The organism is Microbulbifer maximicatervae (SeqCode), assembly GCF_056231245.1.
The window spans coordinates 3,041,957-3,065,763 of sequence record NZ_CP174334.1 but is presented as its reverse complement, the minus strand read 5'-3'; the positions used below and the strand labels follow the sequence as shown (position 1 = coordinate 3,065,763).

Below are 23,807 nucleotides of genomic sequence, written 5' to 3'. Positions count from 1 at the left end.
CATATTCAAAACGATTGGATGAATGACTATGCAGCTGCAACCCCGATTTCTCGGGCGCAGTATCGCGGCTCTGTTAAGTGCCTCGCTACTGCTGTCCGCATGCGGTGAGAAGCGTGTTGACAGTGAGCCGAGATCTCTCGACTTCGCTCGTGTGGACGCCTTCCCTTCCACTTATTCTGTAACCCAGTCCCGCCCTGTGTTGATTCAGGGAGCTACCCTGCTAACCGGTACAGGGGAGCAGCAAGAAAATGCGGACCTGTTGTTTGAAAATGGCAAGATCAAGGAGATCGGTAAGGGGTTACTGGCCCCTGAAGGTGCCTTGATTGTCGATGGCAAAGGTAAGTGGGTCACTCCTGGCATTATCGATGTGCATTCTCATCTGGGTGATTATCCAGCTCCGGGGATTGAATCTGCCCAGGATGGCAATGAGATGACCTCGCCAAACACTGCCCAGGTTTGGTCGGAGCACTCTGTCTGGACCCAAGATCCCCAGTTTCCCTTAGCTCTTGCCGGAGGTGTAACAACCCTGCAAATCCTGCCGGGTTCGGCCAACTTGTTTGGCGGCCGCAGTGTCACCCTGAAAAATGTACCCGGCCGCAGTGTTCAGGATATGAAATTCCCCGGTGCTCCCTACGGCTTGAAAATGGCCTGTGGTGAAAACCCCAAGCGGGTTTACGGTGGTAAAGGTAGCTCTCCCTCAACTCGAATGGGTAACGTCGCCGGTTATCGCGATGCTTGGATTAAGGCGAGTGCCTACAAGCAGGAGTGGGAGGATTACGTTGAGAACGGAGGGGATGAGCCCAAGCGCGACCTGCAGATGGAAACTCTGGCGGGCGTACTCAATGGAGATATTCTCGTTCATAACCATTGCTACCGCGGCGAGGAAATGGCGGTAATGATGGACGTTGCCAAGGAGTTTGATTTCAAAATTTCCACTTTCCACCACGCAGTGGAAGCTTACAAGGTTGCTGACCTGCTGGCTGAAAACAATGTTTGTGCGGCAATGTGGGCTGATTGGTGGGGCTTTAAGCATGAGGCCTACGATATGACCGAGGCCAATATCGCCATTGTGGATCAAGCCAAAGCCTGCGCAATGATTCACTCGGACTCCGGTGTTGGCGTACAGCATTTGCACGAGGAGACCGCGAAGGCAATGACTGCAGGACAGCGTGCGGGCTTCGATATTCAGCCAAAGGATGCAGTGGTTTGGATGACCTTGAACCCCGCCAAGGCTCTGGGTATTGCCGATCAAACTGGCAGCCTTGAGAGCGGCAAGATGGCGGATATCGTTGTTTGGTCCGGCAGCCCCTTCAGTGTTTACACCCATGTAGATCAAGTTTTCATCGATGGGGAATTGATGTTCGATCGTGCGGACAAGAAACGTCAGCCACGCACCGATTTCGAGTTGGGTATTCTCGATGCAGAGGGAGAGCGACTGTGAGAAAAGTAGCTGTTTATTGTGCGCTGGCCCTGGGGTTGATGTCAGCCGCTGGCCAGGCAGAGACCATCCTGATCAAGGGTGGCAAGGTACACACCTTGGCGGGACAGGGCAGCCTGGAGTCCGCAGATATTCTGGTTGTGGATGGCAAGGTCCAGCAGGTAGCCCCCTCACTGGAGGTGAATGCAGATCAGGTAATTGATGCGCGCAACAAGGTGGTGACGCCCGGTGTGATAGCGCCCATTTCTGAACTGGGGTTGGTCGAGATCAGTGCGGCCAGCGCCACCAATGATCACCAGGTGACCGGTGACAGTATCGGTAGTGCCTTCAATCCGGTACCTGCTTACAACCCTAAGTCCACCCTGATCCCATTCAACCGGGCGGGTGGAGTCACCAGTGCTGTTGTTTCACCGGGAATCAGCACTTGGGACAGCGGTGCTATCGATGCTCAGCGGATATTTGCAGGGCGCAGTTTTGCCATCAAGTTGAATGGTGAATTTGATAGCGTCGAAGCAAAGAATGTTGCGCAAAAAGCTTATCTGGGAGAGTCCGGTGGCGAGCTGGCCGGTGGTAGCCGTGCCAACGCTTATGCCAAGGTGGAGAGTGCTCTGCGTGAAGCTCAGGAGTATCGTGATAATCGTGCAGCGATCCACCGTGGAGAATGGCGAGAGCTGGATTACGATCTGGCAGATCTGCAAGCTCTGCAGCCGGTGATCGATGGTAAGGAGCCTTTGATGGTAACTGCCAACCGGGCCAGTGATATCCTCGCAGTATTAGAACTGGGTGAAACCTTTAAGGTGAAGCTCATTATAATCGGTGCAGCTGAGGGCTGGATGGTTGCCGATAAACTGGCGCAAGCACAAGTGCCTGTAGTGATCGATGCAATCAACAACATTCCAGCATCATTCTCAAGTTTGGGCGCACGCCTGGATAATGCTGCACTTCTGGCCAAGGCTGGGGTGACGGTAGCTATCAGTGGCCCAGATATGGTGGCTAGCCACAACGTTTACCTCTCGCGCCAATCGGCGGGCAACGCTGTAGCCCATGGTATGCCTTATGAGGAAGCGCTAAAGGCAATCAGTAGCAATGTTGCTGAGATTTTTAACCTTGAGGGCGGTACGTTGGAGAAGGGCGCGGTTGCGGATATTGTGATCTGGAGCGGTGATCCCCTGGAAGTTACCAGCTACGCTGAGCAGATCCTGATTGAGGGTGAGAATCAATCCCTGGTGAATCGCTCAACGCGCCTCAGAGATCGACACCTCAAGCCCGCAAAGGGCCATGAATTTGGTTACAAGCACTAGTATGCAAAGAGCGGGCTTCTAGCCCGCTTTTCTTTTTCTGCTTATTGGTCTGAAAGGTCCATCGGCTTGTGCAGAATTTGTGTGGCGGAATACTTGCTTTCGAGGATATATTCCCTGGCCAGATTGATAAGAACAAGGAAAAAACATGGCGAATATCACAGCACTCTACACCGGCCTTTGTGCGCTTCTGATTATTTACTTGGCATTCAGGGTAGTCGAGTTTCGTCGCACAAAGAAAGTGGGAATTGGAACCGGAGACGATCGTTTCAATGAGATTAGGGTGCGAGTTCACGCTAATGCGATTGAGTACACTCCGATAGCGTTGCTTCTGTTGCTGGCTGCAGAGTTGGGTGGTTTGCCTGCACTGTGGTTACACCTCTTTGGGGCGTTCTTTTTTATCTCACGGGTATTTCATGCCTATGGACTGACCAAGGGCAAAGGCGGGCTGCACTTTGGGCGCTTCTGGGGAACTTTAATCAGCTGGGTCGTTATCGTTGTGTTAGCGGTCATTAACATTGTTAATGCCGTAATTAATCTTTGAAGTTTATTGGTGAGGCTCAGTATGAGCCCCACGCAAAAAAGCCCGGTAGAACCGGGCAGAGTACAGGGATGAATCTATAAGCGTTTACTGATTGGCGGCGAGCGGAGTTACGCGATCATCTTCGCTCTCCTGCACCATGCTTTCGTCTTCTTCGAGTAGTACTTCAGGCTTCCCTTTACAGGCTTTAGCCAGGGCATCGCGGCGTTTGGCCAACAGCAGGCCGATCTCTTCGCCCACTTGCTCATCAATGCTGTCGATGTGGCGCTCAATCAGCGACGTGATATTAGCTGCGAGCTCCAGCATCTTATCGTGTTCTTCAGCGTCTTTTTTGTTGTCGAACATTGCTCCGTCTCTATCGCATTTCCAAACAGCTACTACGGCCATCGTGTGCCTCCCAATCGTCTATTAGACTGTCCACTTAGTTTGTATGTCGCTACCCTAACTGTATAAATATTCAGTGTCAACGATGCGGTGAAGAAAGGGCCCTATGCGGTCAAAAGACCAGCAGGTGCGATGATTGGTCCGCCATTAAGCGTGAACACTGTCATAATGTGCCTACAGCCAGACGCATTCCCCCCGGGGCGACTGGCTGTCTTCACATCATTTAACAGGCCCGCTTGCGGGCCTGTTTTTTATTTGGGTGAGGTGAAACTGAGGTAGTGAAGGTTTCTGCAGGCCTGTGGCTTTAGATGCTAAGGATCAGCCGGGCAGCCAGTCCTATCAGTAAGATCCCGAAAACCTGTTGGATGCGATGGCCAATATGCTTGCTGACCAGCTGGCGTTTACGGCTGGCATGAACCGCCAGGGCAACGATGCAGTACCAAACTGCATCCACTCCTGAAACCAGCGCCGCCATGCCCAGCTTGGTGCTCAGGGCCTGTTGTTCTGACACAAACTGGCTGAATAGGGCGGTGAAAAATACGGCGATCTTGGGGTTGAAGAAGGCAACACCAAAACCTTGAGCGATAGAGCGCTTCAGGCTCTGGTGTGGAGGTTGTGCGGTTGCAGTACTGGTACCCGGTGCGGGCGCACTGAGGGCTTTCCAGCCCAGGTAGACCAGCATTGCTGCACCGGCCCACTGCAGAATATTAAATAGAAGAGGAGAGCTAGTGATCAATACCGCCAAGCCAAATGCGGTAAGAATTGCGTATATAGCGACCCCGGCTCCGTGAGCAATAGCACTGGCCAGGCCTTGCTGTAAGCCTGAGGAGGCGCTGCGTAAGACGATAAGAAGACTTGGTCCCGGAGACATAGCGCCGAGGGCACAGATCCCCGCGAGAGATAACCAACTGAGTAAGTCCATTATTTAAAGCCGCCCCCTTGAGCCAGCCATTCTTTTTCTGCTTGAGTGGAAGTGCGACCCAAAGCCGCATTGCGGTGAGGGAAGCGCCCAAATCGCTCGATGACCTCTTGATGGGCAAGGGCGTATCGATAATGAGTGTCGAGATAGGGCGAGGCAATTTTGTCTTCTGCGAAGGTTTGCTGCAACTGTCGAAAGTAGTCTACCGAGTGTTGCTGGGTCACGAGGTCTTCGCTGTGCTCTAGCGGCATGCCCAAGAATACCTGCTGGTAGAGCCCAAGATTCGGGGCCTCTCCGCGCTGAATCAGTGACATCGTAATTGCCAGAGCCTGGGAGTCTGCAGCGAATGCCTGGCGGGTGCCCCGGTAAATGTTTCTGGATAATTGGTCACAAACCAGTAGCAAGGCGAGTTCGCCTTTCAAAGTTTGCTGCCAACGGTCCAGCTCTCCACGCTGCGCTGACTCGGCAATAGCTCCAAATCTTGCCTTGATGTCGGCGTCCACTTCCGGAGTAGCGGCAAACCATAAACCCTGCTTCTCCGCTGCAATAGAGTTGCCACGAATATCAGTGCTGCCAAACCAAAAAACCAGGACATCATTAGGGGTTGTCATATCGAAGTTCTCATTCCGTTTTGTGTTCCGAGTTTATCCGATCGTTCCAGCCCAGTGATGACCATTAGAAGGTGGTTCCAAGTGTTGGCGTAAAAAAAATTATACAGCTGCATCCAACTGGGCTACCCGAATCGTCATAGTGGCGTACAAGGGAAAATCGGGAGATCACAATGTTTACTGCGAGATCAACTAAAAAGGTACAATTTTGCGTCGCGCTATCTCTGGTAGTTGCGGCTCTGCAAGTGGGTCAGGTTAATGCCTCCGAGCTGACGCTTTCCCAGGATGGGATTCACCGAGAGCTCACCCAGAAAATTGATCAGCAAATACTTAAAAAGCTTGGTGAGTGCACTGATAAGAGTGAGGAAGTTAACCGGCTACCTCCAGTGCGTATTGCTGAGGAAAAAGAGCCCCGAGGAGGAATGGCTTACCCCTACTCCAAGGCTCGAATGATGGTGATGTAGGTCACCCCCCCCAATGACGGTTCACACCACTGATAACGAAAATGATTAGAGAGTAAGTAATGAGAGCGAGAAACAAACAATCATTCCAGGCAGTCATCTGCTGTTGGGTGGCCATTGCGGCATCCAGCATAAGCATGGGCAGCTGGGCCCAGGAGGAGGACTCATTTGTCCCTGAGCCCCCGCCGCCGCCAGGTGTGGAGGCCTCCGAATCTGAAACCCGCGTCCGTATATTGCGTGAAGATGGTGTTCTCACGATCAAATCCGAAGGCGAGAATGGTGAGAAAAGTGAAGTTCGGGTTGACTTGGGGCAGGACTTTGGCGGCCCCCTAAGCCAGGAAATTATCGAACGGCTGAAAAGCAAGGGCATTCTGGATGTAGACGGAAAGGTTACCGAAGATACCCTGAATAGCGTACCGGACAATGTCAGAATCAGGTTATCGGAAAGTCGTGACTACCGGGGTAGGCACTGGGATCACCATGACTCACACCACTCTGGAAGTGACGACTCATCTGTAATCCCAATAGTAGCGCTGCTCTGTGTATTTGGCATGCCAGTGTTTATTGTCTGGTTGGTAACGCGCAGCAGCTATCGCAAGAAACAACTGGTTATGAGTAATATCAACCAGATGGTTGCTGATGGTCGGGATGTGCCCCCGGAGCTAATTGATCTTTTGGATGAGAGAGAGCCAAATAGCTCCAGTGATCGCGGTATCACTCTGATCGCAATAGGCGCTGCAGTATTCATCTCACTCTCAGCCCTTGCGGGTATTGGAGTAGGCAGTCTCGGCTTGATCCCTCTGTTTATCGGTGTGGCTCGCTATGTGAACTGGAAGCTTGATAACAAGCAGGTGTAGGAAAGGCGAGTATGGACCTCAATGACGAGGAATTAATCAGGCGGGCCGTCAAAGACGGGGACCAGCGGGCATACGCCCAGCTGGTTCGTCGCTATCAATCTCAGCTGCGATACTCGCTCCGACAGCTGTGTGATGGTGACCAGGGTCTGGCAGACGATATGGCGCAGGAGGCCTTTATTAAGGCCTATAAGGCGTTGCCGGCGTTCAGGGGGGATGCCCGCTTCAGCACCTGGCTGTACCGTATCGCCTATAATCTCGTCATGAGCCACAAGCGTAAGAATATGCCCGATGTGGATCAAGAGGCAGTGGATAGGGCTCAGGCCGATGAGGCTATTGAAGAATCCCGGCAGTTAGGGATGGCTAGGGACCTCACTGCCGCGATGGATACACTGAGTGGCCCGCAACGGCAAGCAATCCATCTGTGTATGCACAGGGGCTTTTCTCATGAGGAGGCGGCAAGTATTATGAAATTGCCGCTTGGTACGGTAAAATCCCATGTCAACCGTGCTCGGGCCAAGCTGCGTAGCTTGCTACAGCCCTGGCGTGAGGAGGTGGTAAATGGTTAACTTTGAACAGCGCAACACGAAAGGTAACGCCTTGAGTGAAATGGCTTTAGAGGGCAACGACCGGGAGTTTGACGCCTGGCTAAGTGAACAGCTCCAGTTCAATGAGCCCCATTTGGATAACGATGGTTTTTGTGACCGCGTGATGGCCGCGCTCCCTGCGCAGCCTAATCGCTCAAAGCGTCGTTCCAGTTATTCTCAGTACATCGCGGTAGCAGCTGCCTTAGGGATCATTGCCTGGCAGTTCCCTTTCAGTGAGGTAGTTGCCGAGATGGCCAAGCAATCCATTAGCTTGTATAGCTTGGTAGGTGTTGGACTTTTATCTTCTTTAGCGGTAATGACCGCTGGCATTTTCGCCGCACGCCGCTAACGAGAGCCTGCCTTTATAGAAGCCCGCGCCTAAATCATGATAGGGCGGGCAGCTTCCTTTTTTACTTTGCAAGCTTTCCTTAAAGTTTTAGTGGGCTCGCTTCACATTAAGATTGTGTCTGGCCTTCGAGTAGATTTTGTCAGCCTTTGCAGCGAGCGTGCTCTTCAGCCTGGTTGCACATCTCTTTCAATATGGTTTTCCCCGCCTCTTCATAGCCATTGTTCAGCAGGTAGTCTGCTGTTTCGACTGTGGCATCGGCCCCGCCCGAAATTTCTTTAATGGTGTATGCGATATGGAGTTTTAATTCGCTAGCTGCGTTTTCAGAGTCGGAAATGGCATGGTGGGCCATCAAGCGCTGCAGGGTATTGGTGGGAATAACTACTTTGAAGCCAAATTTATCGGATAAATTACGGTAGTGATTAGTCAGTCCATCAAACCCACTTACTTTAAGTTCGTAAGTAGGTTCCCACCCTGTAAAGGTGTGTTGAAGGGAAAATTGCATAGAGTGATGTTTAGTCGTTCTGTGGGATTGCTCTGGGAATTTCTGGAAGGTAAAGGTTGCGCCCGGTACATTTGCGAGAGCTTGGCTCAATTCGTCAAATGGGACTTGCATATGATCCCCCTCGTTAGCGATGGTCACGGTCAGCGGGGAAAGCTCTTTGAGTTGTTTAGGTGCTAAATTGGAAACTCGCCCGGTTATATATTTATCCTCTAATGACGGGCTAAAAGCAAAGTACTGTGAAAATGGTGCTTTGTCGTTTAGCCAGTAGTCCAGTACGAAGCGGCCAGAGTTGGAGTGCCCAGACAAAATACTAAAATCTGCGGCTCGATAGTTTTTATTGACATAGGACACAACTTCGTTCGCTAGGAACTGAGAAAATGCTGTCGATTTACCTTGATCCGGGCGCAACTCCTTGCCCATTCCCTCTACACCAATCACGATAAAATTGGGCACTTGGCCTTCAAGTAAATCGACAGTAGACAAAGTAGAAAGCATGTCCCACTGAGCATGTAATACGTAGAGCACAGGATATTCTTTGTCATTATCCTTATATTGTTCGGGAAGTTTCACCAAGATGGTTCGGTTTTCACCAAGAAAATCTGATTTGATTTCCGTCTTTTGTGCGAGAATAAAATCTGAAGCATTTGCTATCAGCGAACAAACACTTATCAAGGCTAAAAATAGAACTCTCATTTTCCACTCTCCATGTAGGTATTATTTTAGGGTGTAGCACTAAAGTTCGGGTTAAATTAACCAGCTAAAACTGGCTGAAGAAAGCTGATTTTGCCTAATTATCAGGTATTTTCAGTAGAGGGTACTCGTGTCGACGTGCGCCGATGTTTGTGTCGGAAGAAGTTAACAATTTATTGTTATATGACTTAAATCTATTTATTGACCCTTTAGATGTCAAGTGCCTTGACTAGGAGATATGCCTTGTTGAGCGGGGGTAAGTCGAAGAAGTAGGGCCTGCAGACTTAAAGCTTAGGACAGGCTGAAGTCGGTCTGCCCTAAGTTTAACAAAATAGTAAAAGCTACTTAGTTTCTATATTCTCCAGAAATTGATCGACCACTGCATTGAATTCATCGGGTCTCTCCCAAAACATCATATGCTTTCCCATATAAGCGGTAGTGGCGGAAGGGGTATTAGCTTTGATCCATTTTTCAGCCACTTCCTTAACTTCATTTCGCACCACATATAGCATAGGGATCTTCCCTTCAAGGCCGATAAGGTCTTTGCTGTAGTCGAGGTAAAAACCAGTAGCGTTGGTAATTGCGGCGACGCTGCTAGAGGTTTGATTGGCGATATTAGATATCCAGGCAATATTTTCTGTAGTGGGATTCTCAAGCATCCATTTGGCGAACTCTGCAATCACATTTTCGCGGTCCTCAATAACCCCCTCAGTGAATGAGCGCGAGTATCCGTCTGAATCATCATTCAGATACCAGACCCACTCGTCCCGGCTGGCCCCAGAAATATCCGGGCCAGTGTCGATCATAATCATGGCTTTTATCTTGTCAGTGCCGAACTGGTTGAGATAGGCCAGTTGCTCGGTCACTCCGTAGGACCAACCCGCGAGAATCACGCTATTAAGCCCCAGCTTGTCAATCAGTGCAGCTAAGTCTCGAGCGTGTTGCTGATAAGTATGGCCCTCAACAGGCTTGGATGACATGCCCTGGCCGCGGGGATCATAAGCTAGTGCGCGATACTTGGTGGAGTCCTTGAAATGGGCAAGTTGATGCTCGAAAACCTTTGTAGACATCATCCAGCCGGGAATAAAGATGATTGTCGTATCGCCGTTACCCGCTTGTTCGTAGTGGATAGTGAGAGAGTTGTCGATCTTGATTCTCTCTGCTGCCACATAAGTAGAAAAAATAGACAGGATGCTAAATAAAATTACCAGATGAAGAGTCTTCATGACGCAAATTAACCCAATAAAATTTCTATAACGTTATCAGAGGAAGTTCGTAGGCGAAGTGGCTTCGGCTACCAATATTCGCTTAGGTCCACATTGTACCGTGGAATTACTGCTATTAGTTGCTGCTGCAATATTGCCGACCATATAAATTGCACAAACGTCCGTTTTATAGGATTGATTGCTTAAAGCCAAAGTAGGTGGGAGCTTAGGGTAGTTGGTTATGATTTTTCCCATTTGGATTGGTATAAAAATCTATATTGGGTGTGACTGCTCGGTATTTATCCAGAATTATCATAATGAAGAATAAAGGAATAAGTGACAGTACAGAGAAGTGTAGTGCAATGAATTTGGTCTCCTCTTGTATGGGCGCGCTGGAAAATATAATTATTTCGATAATAAGTAAGAAAATAAATAAAAAACACTTATTGAAATCTGACACTGAGTCAAATATTTTGGGACCCAATATCCAATGCTTCCAGGATTTGTGCGCAATAGCATCTAGTAAGTAATAGAGACCGCAGGTAAAGCTAACCAATGTCGTAAGCAGTAGTTCAAATACCCAGGCGGGAGGTTTGCCTGGAGCCGGAGGCCAAGCATTCGTAACTCCAAATTCTGTAAAAGAGAGAATGGCAAAGAGACCGGTCGTCAGCAGTACAACTGGAAATCGAAATACTAAAATCACCATACAAATTGCAGCAAAGGTCTCGAATATTCTCTGGATTGGCATAAAGATCTCGGCGTGGTCCGCTACCCAGGACAAGGCTCCCCGATACCAATACGGTGTATTCCCGTATTCGACATAGGAGTTAATGAGACCTCGGTACCCTTCTACAGTAAACCAATTTAATAGCCCATCCTCAAAAACCTGAAAGACTAACATTACCCCGATGGTGAGGGTAAATAGATCAATCCAGCGCCCTACTATCGGAGTTGAATCCTGCTTGGGGGGAGTATTTCGATACTTGTCTAAATACTTTGAAGCTATTGATAAAACGGCAATGGTAATACTGGATAGGGCGCTTACAGTGAATACGTAATCGCCACCATTGCGTGACATAGCAAAGACCCCAAATAAGAGAGCTGATGCTACAACAATCGAACAACTCCAGGTTAATAGGCTTACTCTCGGTGCTATCACCGCGCCTAAAAGCCGAGAACGAAAATTGTATTGAGATTCTTTATGGAGCTTGTAAATGCTAACTGCCAAGATTAAGGCAAATAGCGCAGGTGACAAAAACTCGAAGTACCAGCTGTTTTCTCCCATGTAAGTCAATCCCCACAGCAAGATAAAACCAAAAAACATGAGTGTCGCGCCCAAAACAATAAAAACACGCAATATCAAGAGGGTTCCAGCAAGCAATAGTGCCAGGTGGAGTGTATAGGTTACAAAAACTGAGTAGGGGATAAGGTAGCTGACCAGTGATTTGACAAGTGAAGGTGTGCCCTTAGTCTGTACAAGCTGATGTAACAAGCTTGCGAAGACATCCGGTGCCATTTGCCCATTAAAAAAGCGCGTGATAACTAACTGAATACAGGCTGCGCCTAAGAAGAGGCTGATAATGGCTAGCCAAGTAGTTTGAGATGTGGCGCTTCTTGCTTGCTCAGTACTCAAGTGCAGGCTGGATATAGGCATGTATCTTATCCGAGGCCCTTTAAGATTGATTTCCTTATTGGTGATTATGGCAAATTAGGTAAATAACTTACAAATTTTCGCCGTGTTGATGCTGTTGTAACTACAAGGCTGGCTACAGCCAACCTTGTAATCGATGAGTTGATAAGAAAGTTCCAAAGCGACATTTGGCGACAGCTTTAATTATGGGTTTCTCCACTCTGCAGCCAGGTCAATTGCTTGCTGTAAGATTGGCCATTCCAACAGACTTTGCTGGTATTTGGTAGCTTTCTCGCTTAATGAGATATTATAAACATATAGTCTATAAGCGAGTATTGCGTAAAATGCGTCTACAGCCCCAGCAGAGCCGAACATGAAGGGCAGTTTTGCTTTCGAGAAAATATCTTCAATCCTTTTTAACTCAGCCTGAATTCCAGGGTTCATATCCGGGGAGGAGTTGCTTTTATCTAGAGTGAAAGGGCAGTTGCTTCTTAAGGCGATGAAACCGGAGTGAAGTTCAGCACATAGGCTTCTTGATTGTGCTCGCTCAATATTTGATGAAGGGTACAAGATGCCTTTGGAGAGCTCATTAAAATACTCAGCGATTGCCAGTGAATCATGAATATAAGTATCTTCAAGCAACAACACAGGTACAAGTCCAGCTTGGGAATATTTAAGTACTTCGTTTTTGTAGTTAGGGCTGGAGAGGTCTATGGCTTTGATCTCAATGTCAAGGCCTGCGATTTGGGCGCATATCCAGACTCTTAAGGACCAGGTGGAATCAGTGCCTGTGATTAATTTCAAAATATGTACTCCTTTTTGGTGTTGCTGTAGAAAGTGGCAGGGTATTCAAGAGTATCTGAGAAGCTATATGTTGCCTCCCCTCGAGATATTTAGAAAAGAGTATACAGAATCTAGTGTTTAAACATTATGCTGAGACTTTCATGCTGACTGAAAATTTAAGGGTGAATTTAGAGGTAGCATTAGTTAGTCAGATAGCTTCTTCAGTAGTTCAATAATGTTAGGTTTTTCATCTGTTTTTCTCATAAAATACCGGGGGTATACCTTGTTTAAGTCTGGACCTCTCAGCAGAAAAACAAACTCTTCGCCTAATGATGACCCTTGGATATTACCGAGTTGATAGTGCCACATTTCCCAAAGTTCTACGTAAAATTCCGGGGGGACATGATCAAGGTTGCTTTTAATTACACCATTTGGCATTAATTTAACATGGAGCCTAATCTTATTCCCTGATAAAGGACTGGTTCTCCCATCTGGATTAAAGGTGATTTCTCCGCTTGAGGTGATCATATCTACCTTTTGAACCAGAACATGTAAAACGTGATCGGTGCTTTCTAGAAGCTGTTCCAGTGTTGCAGGCTCTATAGATGTTCCATTTGCACAGCTAGAAAATAGTAGAAAGAAAATCAGTTTTTTCATGAGTATTATCTATTTTTGTAGGTTATACCAGGCAAAACATTGATTGCCTAGGGTAGAGATTATTAATAGCTGTTTTCGTCAGTAATGATAGTATTTCTGTCTGATTTCGATGGTTTTTCTATTCTAGTCAGAATATGGAGGGTCAATTCACAGGCCGCTACTTACTTGTGCCTTATTACTCAGCGGTAGTTCAATAATGGCCAATCACACCATTGCTTACAAGGAGATATCTCTATATGTTGGTGTTAAATCCTTTTTGAATCGAATTTCGATGTTTGCTAAATTTTAGCTGGCCCACTAGTTGTTAATAGGGTCTTACTATGTGTCCGTATGGGTTGATAATTATTCTGGCTTATTCTATTTAAGGATCTGAGGTGTAGTTTTTTAAAATTAATTTTCAGAAATGTTTATTTTAACATATTTAAAGGTGGGCGATTTTCTTTAATGCGGCTGCTATTTTCCACAAAATGTGGGCGTCTATAGGAGGAGAGAGTGAGAAACTGCTGCGGACCTGAACAATCAAGCCCGCTTGCTCCAGTGAATCACTCAAATGGTTTCAAACGTTTTGTAAGGTGCTTGCGAATATCTTTCATCGACTTTTCTGCAGTCTTGTGCCCCGCATTTATCGCAATTAGAAAGATTATGTCACGCTTGGGCATGATACGCACATCAGTAAACCAATATCCATTACTGCCAGTATGTGCAAGAAGCGATAACTCAGAGTCGTACACTGCGCCCCACCCGAGAGCGTAATTGCCTGTCACCGGTGAATGTAACTTGCGATAGGTTTCAGTCTTTAGCAATTTACCGCGACCATGTACGCCATTGAGCTGATCTTCTACAAAAAGATTCCAATCCTGGAGTGATATATTGATAGTTCCTGCGGGACCCATTACTTGTGGATTATCACTATTTTTGTCGGCAGGGTCTAGCGGGATGAGCTTGCCCAGCCAGGATTTTTTGTGGCCACGAGGTTGATTTAATGTGGTCGAAGAGCCGGGAGCTGCAAAACCTGCATTCTTGATACCAAGTGGAGCAAAGATCTGCTCCTTTATGAGATCTTCCCAAGTCTTGTCTGTTCGAGCTTCGGCGATAGCCCCAGCAATGATAAAGCCGAGATTGGAATATTCAGCTGAGCCAGCCTCGGAGCTGGGAGGTATAGTGAGGTAATGGCGTGCGACTGCCATGCGTTGCGCTCGAATACTGTGTTCCGGCTCGATTACTTTCATTAATGTAGGAAGCTCATACCAGCTGGATAAAGGGGGTAGGCCGGCAGTATGACTGAGCAATTGTGTGATCGTAATATTACGGTAAGCGGGGTCTATATCTTTTGCAAAAGAGGGAAATGAGTCAGCTAGTGTATCCTCAAATTGTAATATGCCCTGCTCGACTAAGCGCGCTACCATTGTTGCTGTAATCGCTTTGGTGTTAGAACCTATGTGCCAGCGGTCATTGATAGTTACTATTTCATTATGGCTCTGTGCGCGAACTCCGTCTACCGCCATAGCAGCGATTTCGCCATCGATTTGAACTAGTACACCGATTGCTGGAAGGTTGTTGCTATCTCGGGCATTAGTAAGTATTTGTTCGAGAAACTCTTGTAACGAATCTTCGGCATGTGCGATAAAGGGTGACGTTAGAAGCGTGACTGCCAGGAGAATCCTTGGTAAAGTTTTATTATATCCTATATGCATTTTAATAAGCCCGAATGAATTTTAAAGGCAAGTGCTGGATCTGTGTTTATACAGATATTTTATGTCGATTGGTATACTCTGAGGCTTCGATGCAATGAAGGGTTTTGGTACATTGTTGCCAAATGATTGTTTTAAATATTGTTCGTAATTATTTTCAGGTAAGTGCTAGAGAAGGGTGTTTTTTGAGGTCTTTCTGCTCGAAGAATTATAGGTTATAACAGCTACCTGATAATCGTATTGATCTGAACATCCTTTGTTTAATTTCAAGTCGACTTTGATATCCCTTAGTAATGATCTTTCCTTACTTTAGGGTGTTGACTGGAATATATGCTAACAGTATTTTTTCGATAATCTTTCTTTTGGAAGTTGATTCTTTAATGTATGCGACCTAGGAAGATTATACTTATAATCTATTAGAAATGGTGTCATTGTGAGAGAAGCCCGTCAGCAATTCGTGTAGGTGGTGATTGCTGACGGAAAATGAAAATTTGGATTATGGCTGAGTTTATCATCTGGGATCAGATGCATGTTAAAAATTACAAAAGCAAGAGCTTTTGGGATTTCTAGATAGCAAGATTTCGAGCTCGAAAAATTCTGTCGCGAGGAACAAACTGAATGTGTAGGTCTCGAGAAACATTCGGTGCACTGATATGGGAATAATCTCCGGTAGCTGTAAATTTATACATTTGTAAGTTCCGTCCGGCAATATACCTTCCCAACCCCCAGTAACCCTGATAGTTAATGGCTTGATCATCGGGGATTTGGTTTGAAAGAGTGCTTATAGTACGAGCAACACGTCGGTCTCCAATCATGTTTCTTCCCATTCTTAACCCTGTGACATGCGCAGAACCTATAGGGATTATTCCTCCTGGACGTCCGCCTATATTAAAGTGGTGAATAATTCTTCTTGCTATTCCCTTTTGACGTTTTTCTGAAGATTTCCACTCTCCATTTCCTCTCCATGAATCCACACAGGCTATATCCCAACTTTTCCGAGAAGCTATATTGATTAGTAGCGCTGATGTTTCAGTGTCAGTTACGCCACCCGCGAAATAGTCTTTTATCCTATTGGGGTAAGCGGAGAGAGTTCCTGCAGCTTTTATTTCATGCGGTGCTTCGACGAACAATGAGTGAGGCTGATCGCTATTATCAGCTATCGCTTCAGCTGCAAAGGAGAAACCGTGAGGTACATCATTATGCGGCTCTTGGACAATCACTAGCCCTCCGGCTTGCAATGTGGCGCGAACACGAGCCTTTGCGTCTTGCAGGGTTATATTGTTTACTGGCATTTTATATCTCCATCTTACTATAGGACGACTGGTTTAGCGTCGAATGTGCTCGGTGTATTTCTCGTCGAGTAGAACCTTTTTATTTGGCTTGGACACAACTGCAAAAGCAGGAGTTATCATATTTCAGTTTTTGTAATGCATGTATTGCTAATCAAGTTACTCTTCATGAAAGTTGGGTTCAAGAAATAAATGCAACACCTTTCCAAATTTTGTCTTAGTTTGTGAGTTATTTCTTTCGGGGTGTTTATTGCTCTGGGGTTTGTATCCTTTGTGAGGTAGGTTCCCTTTTAATATCCTGTAGTGTGGTTTTTATTAATATTGGCAATTTTAGAGATGGTCGTATCGAGTATGATTTCTAGGGTAGATTTTTTGGTCTTTTAAATCGGTTCTTCTGTGATAGATATTTTTGGCTAATTGTGTTTTTTCTGGTTTTCTATTGGTTCTTTTTTATAGGGATAGCTTTTGTGGAAAAAAGTAATCTATAGTAGAAAATCTTCTACATGTGTAAAGAATGAAGGGGCAGTGTGACCAGATTACCTAATACTGCATCCCCTTACGGCACTCCGAGCTAAAAAGTTTAATTTTTTTTGTGACTTATTTGTAACCACACTTTTGGTCAAAAGTCTTGAGATTCTTGGAATGGTTTTGTTGGATCCATAAATTGAGGAGGTGCTAATTCTCGGTGGGGTAGAAGAGAATAGATTTTAATCTGGGTTGATCTAGTGATGTAGAGAGTTACAAGATGAAATAGAGTTGCCAGTTTGGCCGATAAGTAACAAAAATAAGCTGCCCGGAGGCAGCACATTAATATATCTAGTTGCAAAGTCCTAATTCCCGCTCAATCTGAGCCTTTCTCCAAACTGAGTAACTGGCTGGTATCTTTGCCTCTTTGGTGCCATCGGCAAGGATGGCGCGGCCGAGGTTTGGCCAGCATAGTACGGCCAATACCCTGGGCGCGATTACTTGGAAGACTTTGGGTGGCCCCATTAGGGATTTGAGTCTCTGTATTAATGGTAGCCAGGATGCGGGGACTACCTGTTCTGCGATCATCCATGAGGCCTGAGGATCACTACCCAGTTGCTTTGCCAGGGATTCGTAGCGCAATGTAGCGGCTCTTAGTGAGGCTTGGGGTGGTGCGAGTATAACGGCACGGGCCCTTCTCTCTGCACAGAGTAGGCAAATCTCTTTGGGGAGACCGCTACTTTCTGCAAGCTCTTGGTTGAGTGCCCATCCACCGGCTTTGATATCGCATTGGCAGATAGAGCAGTTATATTTCGGGTTTTCAGGGGTGAATACAGAACTAACTTTTTGGGGGCGTTCGCCATTTTTCCAGATGAGAGAGTGTCTTTTAAAAATATTGCTGGCAAAGTATCGGGTATAGGTCAGCCAGTCGATATTGGTTACATTGCCGAAACGGTCTTTGTGTACAACATCGGGAATATTGTGGCTGTAAAGGTGACGTAAGCAGTGAGGGCATGGCTTTAGTTGATCCTGGGGAAATGCCTTTCGCGCTTCGCTATAGTCACTGCTTATCCAAACCGGACCCTTATAGTTATTCACTATTGGGCACTTGGGGTAAATATGAACTTGACCAAAAGAGTCCGGGTTTTGTTCCAGGCCAAATAAAAAAACCGGTATACCCCGGTAGCGCCAAGCCACAGGTACGCTGTCCAGATCGCTTGAATCGAGTTGCATTCCAGTACGGATGGCTTTGGCTAAGCTGTTTCGATCAGGCATTTCAGATAAGCGCTGTGCTAACGGACGTTTGCCGGCTGAGAATGAATCCCCATCGTTAATGACATAAGGTACTGATAGTGCTCGTGTGGCGCTTGGGAATGCTGTGATAGCCTGACGGTTTTGAATGGGTTGAAATTTTGTGAGGTTCACAGAGCTTCCTCAAGGATTTGCAGGATATGGCTCTCAGAGTCTCTAACTACCCTGAATGCTACCCGGCGGGAACGATCTGGATCTTCTACCCCATTCTTATCCAAGACTGGGCGAGCTGAGGAGTAACCGACAGCTGCTACCTTGGCCCGTACCAGGACGGCTTGCTGCGAAGGCAGTAATGAATGGGCATATTGCATTACGGCTCGGGAGCGCTGTTGGGAAAGTCGCAGGTTGTGGAAATAACCAGCTTCCGGTGCGGATTGATCTCCCCATTCAGAACTTGTGTGCCCTTCGATTTGGATTGCGGCAATGGAATCCATATAGGGCGTGAGCGCTTCGATGTAGCGAGGTACAAAGGAGGACATAATCTCGCGGGCATTGTCGCTCAGGGTAAAATCACCGGTTTTAAATAAGGCATCACTGTTATTAAAGGAGATGGCCAGGGTTTGCTTATCCAGAGACGCTCCCCAACGAGTTAAGTCGTGGGCAAATTCCTGTTGCAGAGTTTGATAGATGGCCAACTGGGTGTCCCGGTAAGACTCTGCGAGTTCGCGGATCTTGGCGCGTTCGTCGATAAGAGAGCGCATTACAAAGACGGCAATACAGAGAAATACCATCATCAGGCCAGCCATCATGTCCGATAGGCTAATCCATTGACTATCGCTGGACTCACTACTGGCTTGCGTGCTTTCAAACATGCGCCTCTCCAGTGACTCTCTGAGCTTGCGCATCGACTCTCTTCATTTGCTGGATGAGCTGACGGAAGTCTCTGGAGAATTCACCGCTTAAAGTGCCAAGGGCATCGCCCATCGCTGCCATAACACTCTCTACCTCATCGCGCAGACGTTCATCCAGAAGTTCATATTGACGCTTGATACTGACATCGGCATTACTAAGATCGCGAGTAATCACTTGTGACAATTCGGTAATCATCTGGTTGTGAGTTTTGGCGATCAGCTGAGCTAGCTCGGCCATGGATTCCCGGTGACTGGTAGCCTGCTCGTGAATTGCTTTAGAGAAGTGGTTGGGGTCCATACTGGTAACCACATCGGCCAGGGCTACGACCTTACTGGTTCTTTGGTCGAATACTTCCGCCTGGGTCCTACTCAGGGAGATCAGGTTGGAAACCTGGGCCCCCAGTTGCTGTTGAGCTTGGTCAATTCCTCGGGTGAGCGCTTCAAACTTGGGCGCAATATCGGGGATCGATTGCTGTAGAACTTCAATAGAAGCTTGTTGCTCATTCAGCATGATTGATATCTGCTCTGCGTGATTGCGCTGCTGCTCTACCAGGGTCGGAATCACGTTGAAAATTTCTGGCAGCTCAGTAATACGCTGGTGTAACAGCAGAAGGTTTTCCTGAGCACCATTAATTTCATTGAGAAGAGTTGCAGTTTGGTCGCGGTAAATAGTTGCGAGTTCTGCGTGCTGCTGATGCTGATCTATTAGGGCCTGCAGGGCAGGGGATACGGCCTCTAATTGCTGGGTAAACTGCTGTAGGTTCTCACCCATCTGGGCATTCAGGCCGCTATTAAACTTTTCTACAACCGCAGTGAGTGACTGTAGGACTTCATCACTAATCTGTCGCTGGAATTTTGCCAGATCTTCGCGCTGACCGTTAATAGCCTGCAGTATGTCATCTGCTGTCGCTTTAGGGGCTTGTTCTTTAGTGAATATTTGAAAAATAGTTCGCAATATCAGGGATAGGAAGAGTCCCAAGATACTGGTCATAAAGGCGGTTTCCAGACCTTGCATCAGTTCTGAAATTGAGGTGTCAATATCGTTTAGATCAAATCCATAGATACCGATAATGATACCGATAAAAGTACCTAAAATACCGAGGGCAGTCAGTAGTGACGGCGTTTCCTTTACAAAGCGGGGAAACTTGCCTAAAGGGTAGAGGATTATGGCTATAGCACCAATGGCAAGCATGACCATAAGAAAGGTGTCGGTAACCTGTTCCGCAGACAACTTGGTTAACCAGTGATAGAAAAACTGGGTCATTATTTATCCTTTACAACTTTTTGCATTGTTATTTCGTGATAAAAAGGTCCGTTGGGTATTCGCCCGGTTCCCTGGCTGAGTACTTTCATCTCTGGTAGAGATTTCACAACATCGGTGATAGTGCGGAGCTGGGGCTGCTTACTACCCGAAGCGTGAATATAGGTTCCAACCTGGCCCGACTTTTGAATTTCAAATACACCACAGTTGACGGGAAGCTTGTTTTGTTTGAATAGCAAAAAGTGCATCACGCCACCATCACTGAGATATTGATGCAGGGCTTTAGTGATCAATTGTATTTGCTCGGTGGAAAAGAAATTGAGAAGGTCCCAGAGGAGGATGCAATTGAGATCCTTTGGTAGGGTTGCCTGTCGCAACGCGGCCTGAACGGCTTCTTCAAATGGCACTTTTCTGCTGATTTGCCAAGCGAGCGATGAGTAAAAATCAGAAATAAACAGTTCGCCCACCTCCCTTTGGAGGTGTTCCATATTTCTCCCAGCCTTTTGCCCAATATCCAGAACTTTGCTGACCGGTGAGCGCTTGACGTGAGTCAGGGCGGTGTCGAGAGCGGTTAGCGAAATATTAGTAAGGCGGTTTTTTTGGAAAGCGGATACCGCTGCTGATGATCCACTGGCCATCACTGAAGTTGGCGATTTTACATTGCCATACTCAAACATTAATTCGATAAGGTCTTTACGCATCCCCTCTCTTTGTAGCAGGGAAGAGCGCAGGGAGAAGTTGCCCATAGTCTTCATTAAATTCAGGGATGAGTACCTATAGGTGGGCAGTGGTTCTTCCAGGTGGAGCGGTTCTGTATTGAAGGTAAAGCCAGAAAGGCGTTTAAAATCCGCGGGCCCCTTGGGCATAGTGCCGGTGTACAGCATTGTATGGAAAATGGTACGCGGCTTTAAGTGGGGTCGGATTTCCTCAATGAGCTTGGTAATAAGCTCAGGCTCCATAAAGTTGAATAGATCCCAGCAGAGCACCACATCAAGCTTGATTCGTTGGGGCTTTTTGGTGAGATATTCAGAAAGCTTAACGGCCCTGACTTCTTTATCGAGGGCAGAAGTATCCAATAGCAGACTGCGTAAATCTTCGATAAATGTCTGGCAGGAGCGCTCCAATAAAGGCTGTGTGGTGCCAAACGAAAGGCATCCCAAATCTAAAACTTTACTACCTGGTTGAATGACTTCATCCACCAAAGCAGCAATACCAAATGAATGATGCTGCAACATATTTCCCACACCAAAACTAAAGCCCCGGCATTAGCCGGGGCCCATATTGAGGATTAACTAAGAAGGTTTCCTAGCTTTCCTCAGCTTCTTCTTCGGTCTCTTTAGTGCCGAAGAGGTAGTCGCTGGTGTCGGACAGGCGAGAGGAATCGCTCGTGCTTGTGGTGCTGGAGGAGTAGGTAGAGCTGCCGCGAGTACGGGCTGCGGGCTTCTCTTCTGCTGCGGGCAGGTCTGGGTGTACCAGACGATCAGAGAACTCCTTGTGGCGCTCTTTCATTTCGGAATCGGTATCAACCATATCCATGGAGCCACGGAATTTACCGCCGTCGTCCAGCTTGATTCTCGGTGCAATCAGATTGCCATTAACTTGTGCGGTGTTGCGGATTTCGATCAACTCATCGGCAAGGGCATCGCCATCCAAGGTGCCTTCTACAACAATATTTTTTGCGTGGATATTGGCAGTAACTGCACCGCCAGTTCCAACAGAAAGATTGTGACCAACCATGATCACGGTACCATCAACAGTACCTTCCACGTGCAGATCTTCGGTGCCGATCAGCTCGCCACGAAAGTTAATACCTTCACCCAGCACTGACTTGGAGCCTGAGCCCGAAAGAGATGATTGCTGCTCAACAGCGCTCATGCCTGCTAAAAATGGTGTGGAGTCATTGCTTTTGTCAGTGCTCATAGAAATAAGTCTCTCTGTTTAGAAAAGTCAGCTGTTGCGTCGATTGCACCGATAACCGTGGTTACAGGGTTGTCGATACGTTGGGTTTTTGTCAAATCGGAAAATCAAAATTTTCAAAAGTGATAAGGCACTTTTTAATGGCGGGTACGGATTATTTTGATACTGAATAAAACCTATCAAAACAAACGGCCCTACATTTATGTCAAATTTTTTTCTTTGCTGTGAGTGTTTTACTAAAAAAGAAAATTAGACTATCAGTGCTTTTGGTCACCTAAAATATCCCTGTCTCTGCCTTTTCCCTATTGTGCACATACCTTAAGAACGACTTCCTTTGTCCTTTTACAGTTTTCGTCTCTCTCGTAAAGTTGCAATGCCCGTTTTCTCGTGCTTGCATCAAGGTGAAGAAGAGGCTCTTCTGACCTTAAGCTACGATCGATTTTTGCGATTGCTGTTGATATCGCTATATTCTCGCTATTTACTTCAGGCTCGACCTGTAAGTAAATATTTACTTCCTTTTGTGGAGGGCATACTTCTAATTGTCTGCTGATGGGTATCGAGCCTATTGGCACAAAACAATATATGATTGGAATACTACCTACAGCGAGCTTACCAGCGTTTTCGGTCTGGCAATCAATCAAGCTGACCTCGACTTGAATGCGCTGAATTTAGCACGGATTGCATGCTAAAAGTGTGACTTGTAGCACCTTTTGGTCGTGATGATCGTCGTTTCCTGTTTTTTAATCCGCTAATGATTTGTGGATTAAAATATTGTTGCAATATGCGATGTATTCCTATGTAAAGAATTGTTTATGTTGGCATTTGGATTAATGTCTGAGCCTCGCATTCTTGCGCTTTCAAAATTCTATCCTAAATGTAAGTGTGCACTTATTTGCAATGACTATTGGGTGTCTTCAGGAAGGCTGTTTTCACAGGGTGGAGCTGCAGGCAGTTTTTGCTAGGATATATATCACTCACTGCATACCTCTCAGTCCCACCCACAAAAAGGTAGGCCCAAGAGATATTTTTGGTGGCGTTGGCAGGGGTGCCAGCCTTGCTGGGCTGGCTAAATTTCAGGGGTAATTTGGATTTTAAACGGAGTTCCGTTTGAAGTTTTAAACTCTACCTCTGCAGCTTGGTTGAACCCTGTCACCAGAATGGGACTTGCTATCTGCTTATAACCACTAGAAGCCCCAAATTCATATATTTTTGTCTGCAATCGAATTTGGTTTTCAGAAACTTGTTCGGCAGATACCTCGAACCTAAGTGTGTTTTCAATTTGGATTTCGCTTTCATCTCCTTCGTTATTGAGGAGGCGGACGGAGGTCAGGTTCTCGTTTCTGGTGCTGGCATCTACCTTAAGCATTATTGGAGAAGCTGACGATAAGGAGGTATACAAGAGCAAAGTCGTACCCAGGGCCAATATTGCGGTGAGATATTTTCTACCCTGCTTGGCTATTGATATTTTTGGGTTTTCCTGAAGGATTATATCTATGGGCTTCAGTGAAAATGCTGAAGATATTGCTTTTATTGAATCTTGAGAGGCATTTCCACTTTTTTCTATCCGTTGAATGGTTCTAAGGCTTAATGATGCAACATCGACTAGTTGTTGTTGACTCCAAGCCCTAGTTGTTCTCAGTTTAATAATTTTCTTTGAGTTAACTTTCACTTCCATACTTCTGTCCTCTGAAAATTGAGCTCCATTTTCAGGGGGGCAGTCCTTATTGGTTACGATATTCTTGCGACACCTGTCTGACAGCTATATGACTTTGTCCAAACAATAGGCTGTCTGTGCAAATTGCGGTCAATGGTGGGCGTGTTTGAAGGTTAGGTGATTCACTGATGTACTACAAGGGGCGCACAATCTTTAACTATTGCCCTGAATTCATATTCTGGGTCGGGAAGACATCTATAGGCTCTAAGTTCTCACTTTGAGATAAGTAAAAAGCTAGGGAGTTGAGTCAGGTTGTAACTGGAGGTTCGGATAGTAGCTTTTTGGGGGGGAAGGTTACCACTAAGCAAAGCCAAAGAGCTTTCAATGAGAATATGTAGCAAGATGACTTATGGAGCTTCTGAACAATTCCGTAATATCTCTGTGAGCCAGAAGCATCACGGA

General features: G+C 46.6%; 23 protein-coding genes. 7 read left to right on the top strand and 16 right to left on the bottom strand.

All coding sequences use genetic code 11. The features are described from left to right. Positions 1–28 precede the first annotated feature (28 nt). From ACJJIS_RS13210 to ACJJIS_RS13200, 3 genes are all read left to right on the top strand, one after another. The gene (locus tag ACJJIS_RS13210) at positions 29–1,441 is read left to right on the top strand and encodes an amidohydrolase (RefSeq protein WP_444905736.1); all 1,413 of its coding nucleotides are present in this window, start codon (positions 29–31) and stop codon (positions 1,439–1,441) included. Continuing rightward, positions 1,438–2,739 (top strand): amidohydrolase family protein, encoded by a 1,302-nt coding sequence (locus tag ACJJIS_RS13205; protein ID WP_444912667.1) that lies wholly within the window; start codon positions 1,438–1,440, stop codon positions 2,737–2,739. Before ACJJIS_RS13210 ends, ACJJIS_RS13205 begins: the two co-directional genes overlap by 4 nt. Positions 2,740–2,884: 145 nt before the next feature. Next, positions 2,885–3,280, top strand: a complete 396-nt coding sequence (locus ACJJIS_RS13200) for an MAPEG family protein (protein WP_444905734.1) — start codon at positions 2,885–2,887, stop codon at positions 3,278–3,280. An 84-nt stretch (positions 3,281–3,364) separates the two neighbouring features. On the opposite strand, the gene ACJJIS_RS13195 is transcribed toward ACJJIS_RS13200, so the two are convergent. From ACJJIS_RS13195 to ACJJIS_RS13185, 3 genes are all read right to left on the bottom strand, one after another. Then, a complete protein-coding gene (locus ACJJIS_RS13195) occupies positions 3,365–3,664 on the bottom strand; it encodes a YebG family protein (protein WP_444905732.1) in 300 nt (99 codons plus the stop codon). Positions 3,665–3,965: 301 nt separating this feature from the next. Continuing rightward, complete coding sequence (locus ACJJIS_RS13190) at positions 3,966–4,583, bottom strand: LysE family translocator (RefSeq protein WP_444905731.1); 618 nt, start codon at positions 4,581–4,583, stop codon at positions 3,966–3,968. Then, positions 4,583–5,191 carry a DUF924 family protein gene (locus tag ACJJIS_RS13185; protein WP_444905730.1) on the bottom strand — a complete coding sequence of 203 codons (609 nt, stop codon included), beginning with the start codon at positions 5,189–5,191 and terminating at the stop codon, positions 4,583–4,585. Before ACJJIS_RS13185 ends, ACJJIS_RS13190 begins: the two co-directional genes overlap by 1 nt. A 170-nt stretch (positions 5,192–5,361) precedes the next feature. Here ACJJIS_RS13185 and ACJJIS_RS13180 point away from each other — a divergent pair, with 170 nt between their 5' ends. Genes ACJJIS_RS13180 through ACJJIS_RS13165 form a run of 4 tightly spaced genes read left to right on the top strand, consistent with a single transcriptional unit; the run spans position 5,362 to position 7,439 of the window. Next, entirely contained in the window at positions 5,362–5,652 is a 291-nt protein-coding gene (locus tag ACJJIS_RS13180) for a hypothetical protein (protein WP_413665209.1), read from the top strand. A 59-nt stretch (positions 5,653–5,711) separates the two neighbouring features. After that, complete coding sequence (locus ACJJIS_RS13175) at positions 5,712–6,506, top strand: DUF6249 domain-containing protein (protein WP_444905729.1); 795 nt, start codon at positions 5,712–5,714, stop codon at positions 6,504–6,506. A gap of 11 nt (positions 6,507–6,517) precedes the next feature. Further along, the gene (locus tag ACJJIS_RS13170; protein ID WP_282933383.1) at positions 6,518–7,072 is read left to right on the top strand and encodes an RNA polymerase sigma factor; all 555 of its coding nucleotides are present in this window, start codon (positions 6,518–6,520) and stop codon (positions 7,070–7,072) included. Beyond that, on the top strand, positions 7,065–7,439 hold the full coding sequence (locus ACJJIS_RS13165; RefSeq protein WP_444932774.1) for a hypothetical protein: 375 nt from the start codon (positions 7,065–7,067) through the stop codon (positions 7,437–7,439). The genes ACJJIS_RS13170 and ACJJIS_RS13165 overlap by 8 nt, the downstream gene beginning before the upstream one ends. 139 nt (positions 7,440–7,578) lie before the next feature. Here ACJJIS_RS13165 and ACJJIS_RS13160 read toward each other — a convergent pair whose 3' ends face one another. From ACJJIS_RS13160 to ACJJIS_RS13100, 13 genes are all read right to left on the bottom strand, one after another. Beyond that, entirely contained in the window at positions 7,579–8,634 is a 1,056-nt protein-coding gene (locus tag ACJJIS_RS13160) for an alpha/beta hydrolase (protein WP_444932775.1), read from the bottom strand. A 338-nt stretch (positions 8,635–8,972) separates the two neighbouring features. After that, a complete protein-coding gene (locus tag ACJJIS_RS13155; RefSeq protein ID WP_444905727.1) occupies positions 8,973–9,857 on the bottom strand; it encodes an alpha/beta fold hydrolase in 885 nt (294 codons plus the stop codon). A 205-nt stretch (positions 9,858–10,062) separates the two neighbouring features. Then, positions 10,063–11,469 (bottom strand): hypothetical protein, encoded by a 1,407-nt coding sequence (locus ACJJIS_RS13150; protein WP_475708309.1) that lies wholly within the window; start codon positions 11,467–11,469, stop codon positions 10,063–10,065. Positions 11,470–11,670: 201 nt separating this feature from the next. Then, positions 11,671–12,270, bottom strand: a complete 600-nt coding sequence (locus ACJJIS_RS13145; RefSeq protein WP_475708308.1) for a glutathione S-transferase N-terminal domain-containing protein — start codon at positions 12,268–12,270, stop codon at positions 11,671–11,673. 183 nt (positions 12,271–12,453) lie between these two features. Continuing rightward, the gene (locus tag ACJJIS_RS13140) at positions 12,454–12,906 is read right to left on the bottom strand and encodes a hypothetical protein (RefSeq protein ID WP_445359926.1); all 453 of its coding nucleotides are present in this window, start codon (positions 12,904–12,906) and stop codon (positions 12,454–12,456) included. 542 nt (positions 12,907–13,448) lie between these two features. Continuing rightward, positions 13,449–14,600 carry a serine hydrolase domain-containing protein gene (locus tag ACJJIS_RS13135; RefSeq protein ID WP_445359925.1) on the bottom strand — a complete coding sequence of 384 codons (1,152 nt, stop codon included), beginning with the start codon at positions 14,598–14,600 and terminating at the stop codon, positions 13,449–13,451. 563 nt (positions 14,601–15,163) lie between these two features. Further along, positions 15,164–15,889: a hypothetical protein gene (locus ACJJIS_RS13130; protein WP_444905723.1), complete on the bottom strand. Its 726-nt coding sequence runs from the start codon at positions 15,887–15,889 to the stop codon at positions 15,164–15,166. Positions 15,890–16,702: 813 nt separating this feature from the next. Continuing rightward, the gene (locus ACJJIS_RS13125; RefSeq protein ID WP_444905722.1) at positions 16,703–17,776 is read right to left on the bottom strand and encodes a hypothetical protein; all 1,074 of its coding nucleotides are present in this window, start codon (positions 17,774–17,776) and stop codon (positions 16,703–16,705) included. Then, a complete protein-coding gene (locus ACJJIS_RS13120; RefSeq protein WP_413665220.1) occupies positions 17,773–18,474 on the bottom strand; it encodes an OmpA/MotB family protein in 702 nt (233 codons plus the stop codon). The genes ACJJIS_RS13125 and ACJJIS_RS13120 overlap by 4 nt, the downstream gene beginning before the upstream one ends. After that, positions 18,467–19,777 (bottom strand): MotA/TolQ/ExbB proton channel family protein, encoded by a 1,311-nt coding sequence (locus ACJJIS_RS13115; protein ID WP_444905720.1) that lies wholly within the window; start codon positions 19,775–19,777, stop codon positions 18,467–18,469. Before ACJJIS_RS13115 ends, ACJJIS_RS13120 begins: the two co-directional genes overlap by 8 nt. Beyond that, a complete protein-coding gene (locus ACJJIS_RS13110; RefSeq protein WP_444916133.1) occupies positions 19,777–21,009 on the bottom strand; it encodes a class I SAM-dependent methyltransferase in 1,233 nt (410 codons plus the stop codon). Before ACJJIS_RS13110 ends, ACJJIS_RS13115 begins: the two co-directional genes overlap by 1 nt. A gap of 70 nt (positions 21,010–21,079) precedes the next feature. Next, positions 21,080–21,694 carry a bactofilin family protein gene (locus tag ACJJIS_RS13105; protein ID WP_413665223.1) on the bottom strand — a complete coding sequence of 205 codons (615 nt, stop codon included), beginning with the start codon at positions 21,692–21,694 and terminating at the stop codon, positions 21,080–21,082. Between the two features lie 1,063 nt (positions 21,695–22,757). Beyond that, positions 22,758–23,366 carry a hypothetical protein gene (locus ACJJIS_RS13100; RefSeq protein ID WP_475708307.1) on the bottom strand — a complete coding sequence of 203 codons (609 nt, stop codon included), beginning with the start codon at positions 23,364–23,366 and terminating at the stop codon, positions 22,758–22,760. Positions 23,367–23,807: the final 441 nt, after the last annotated feature.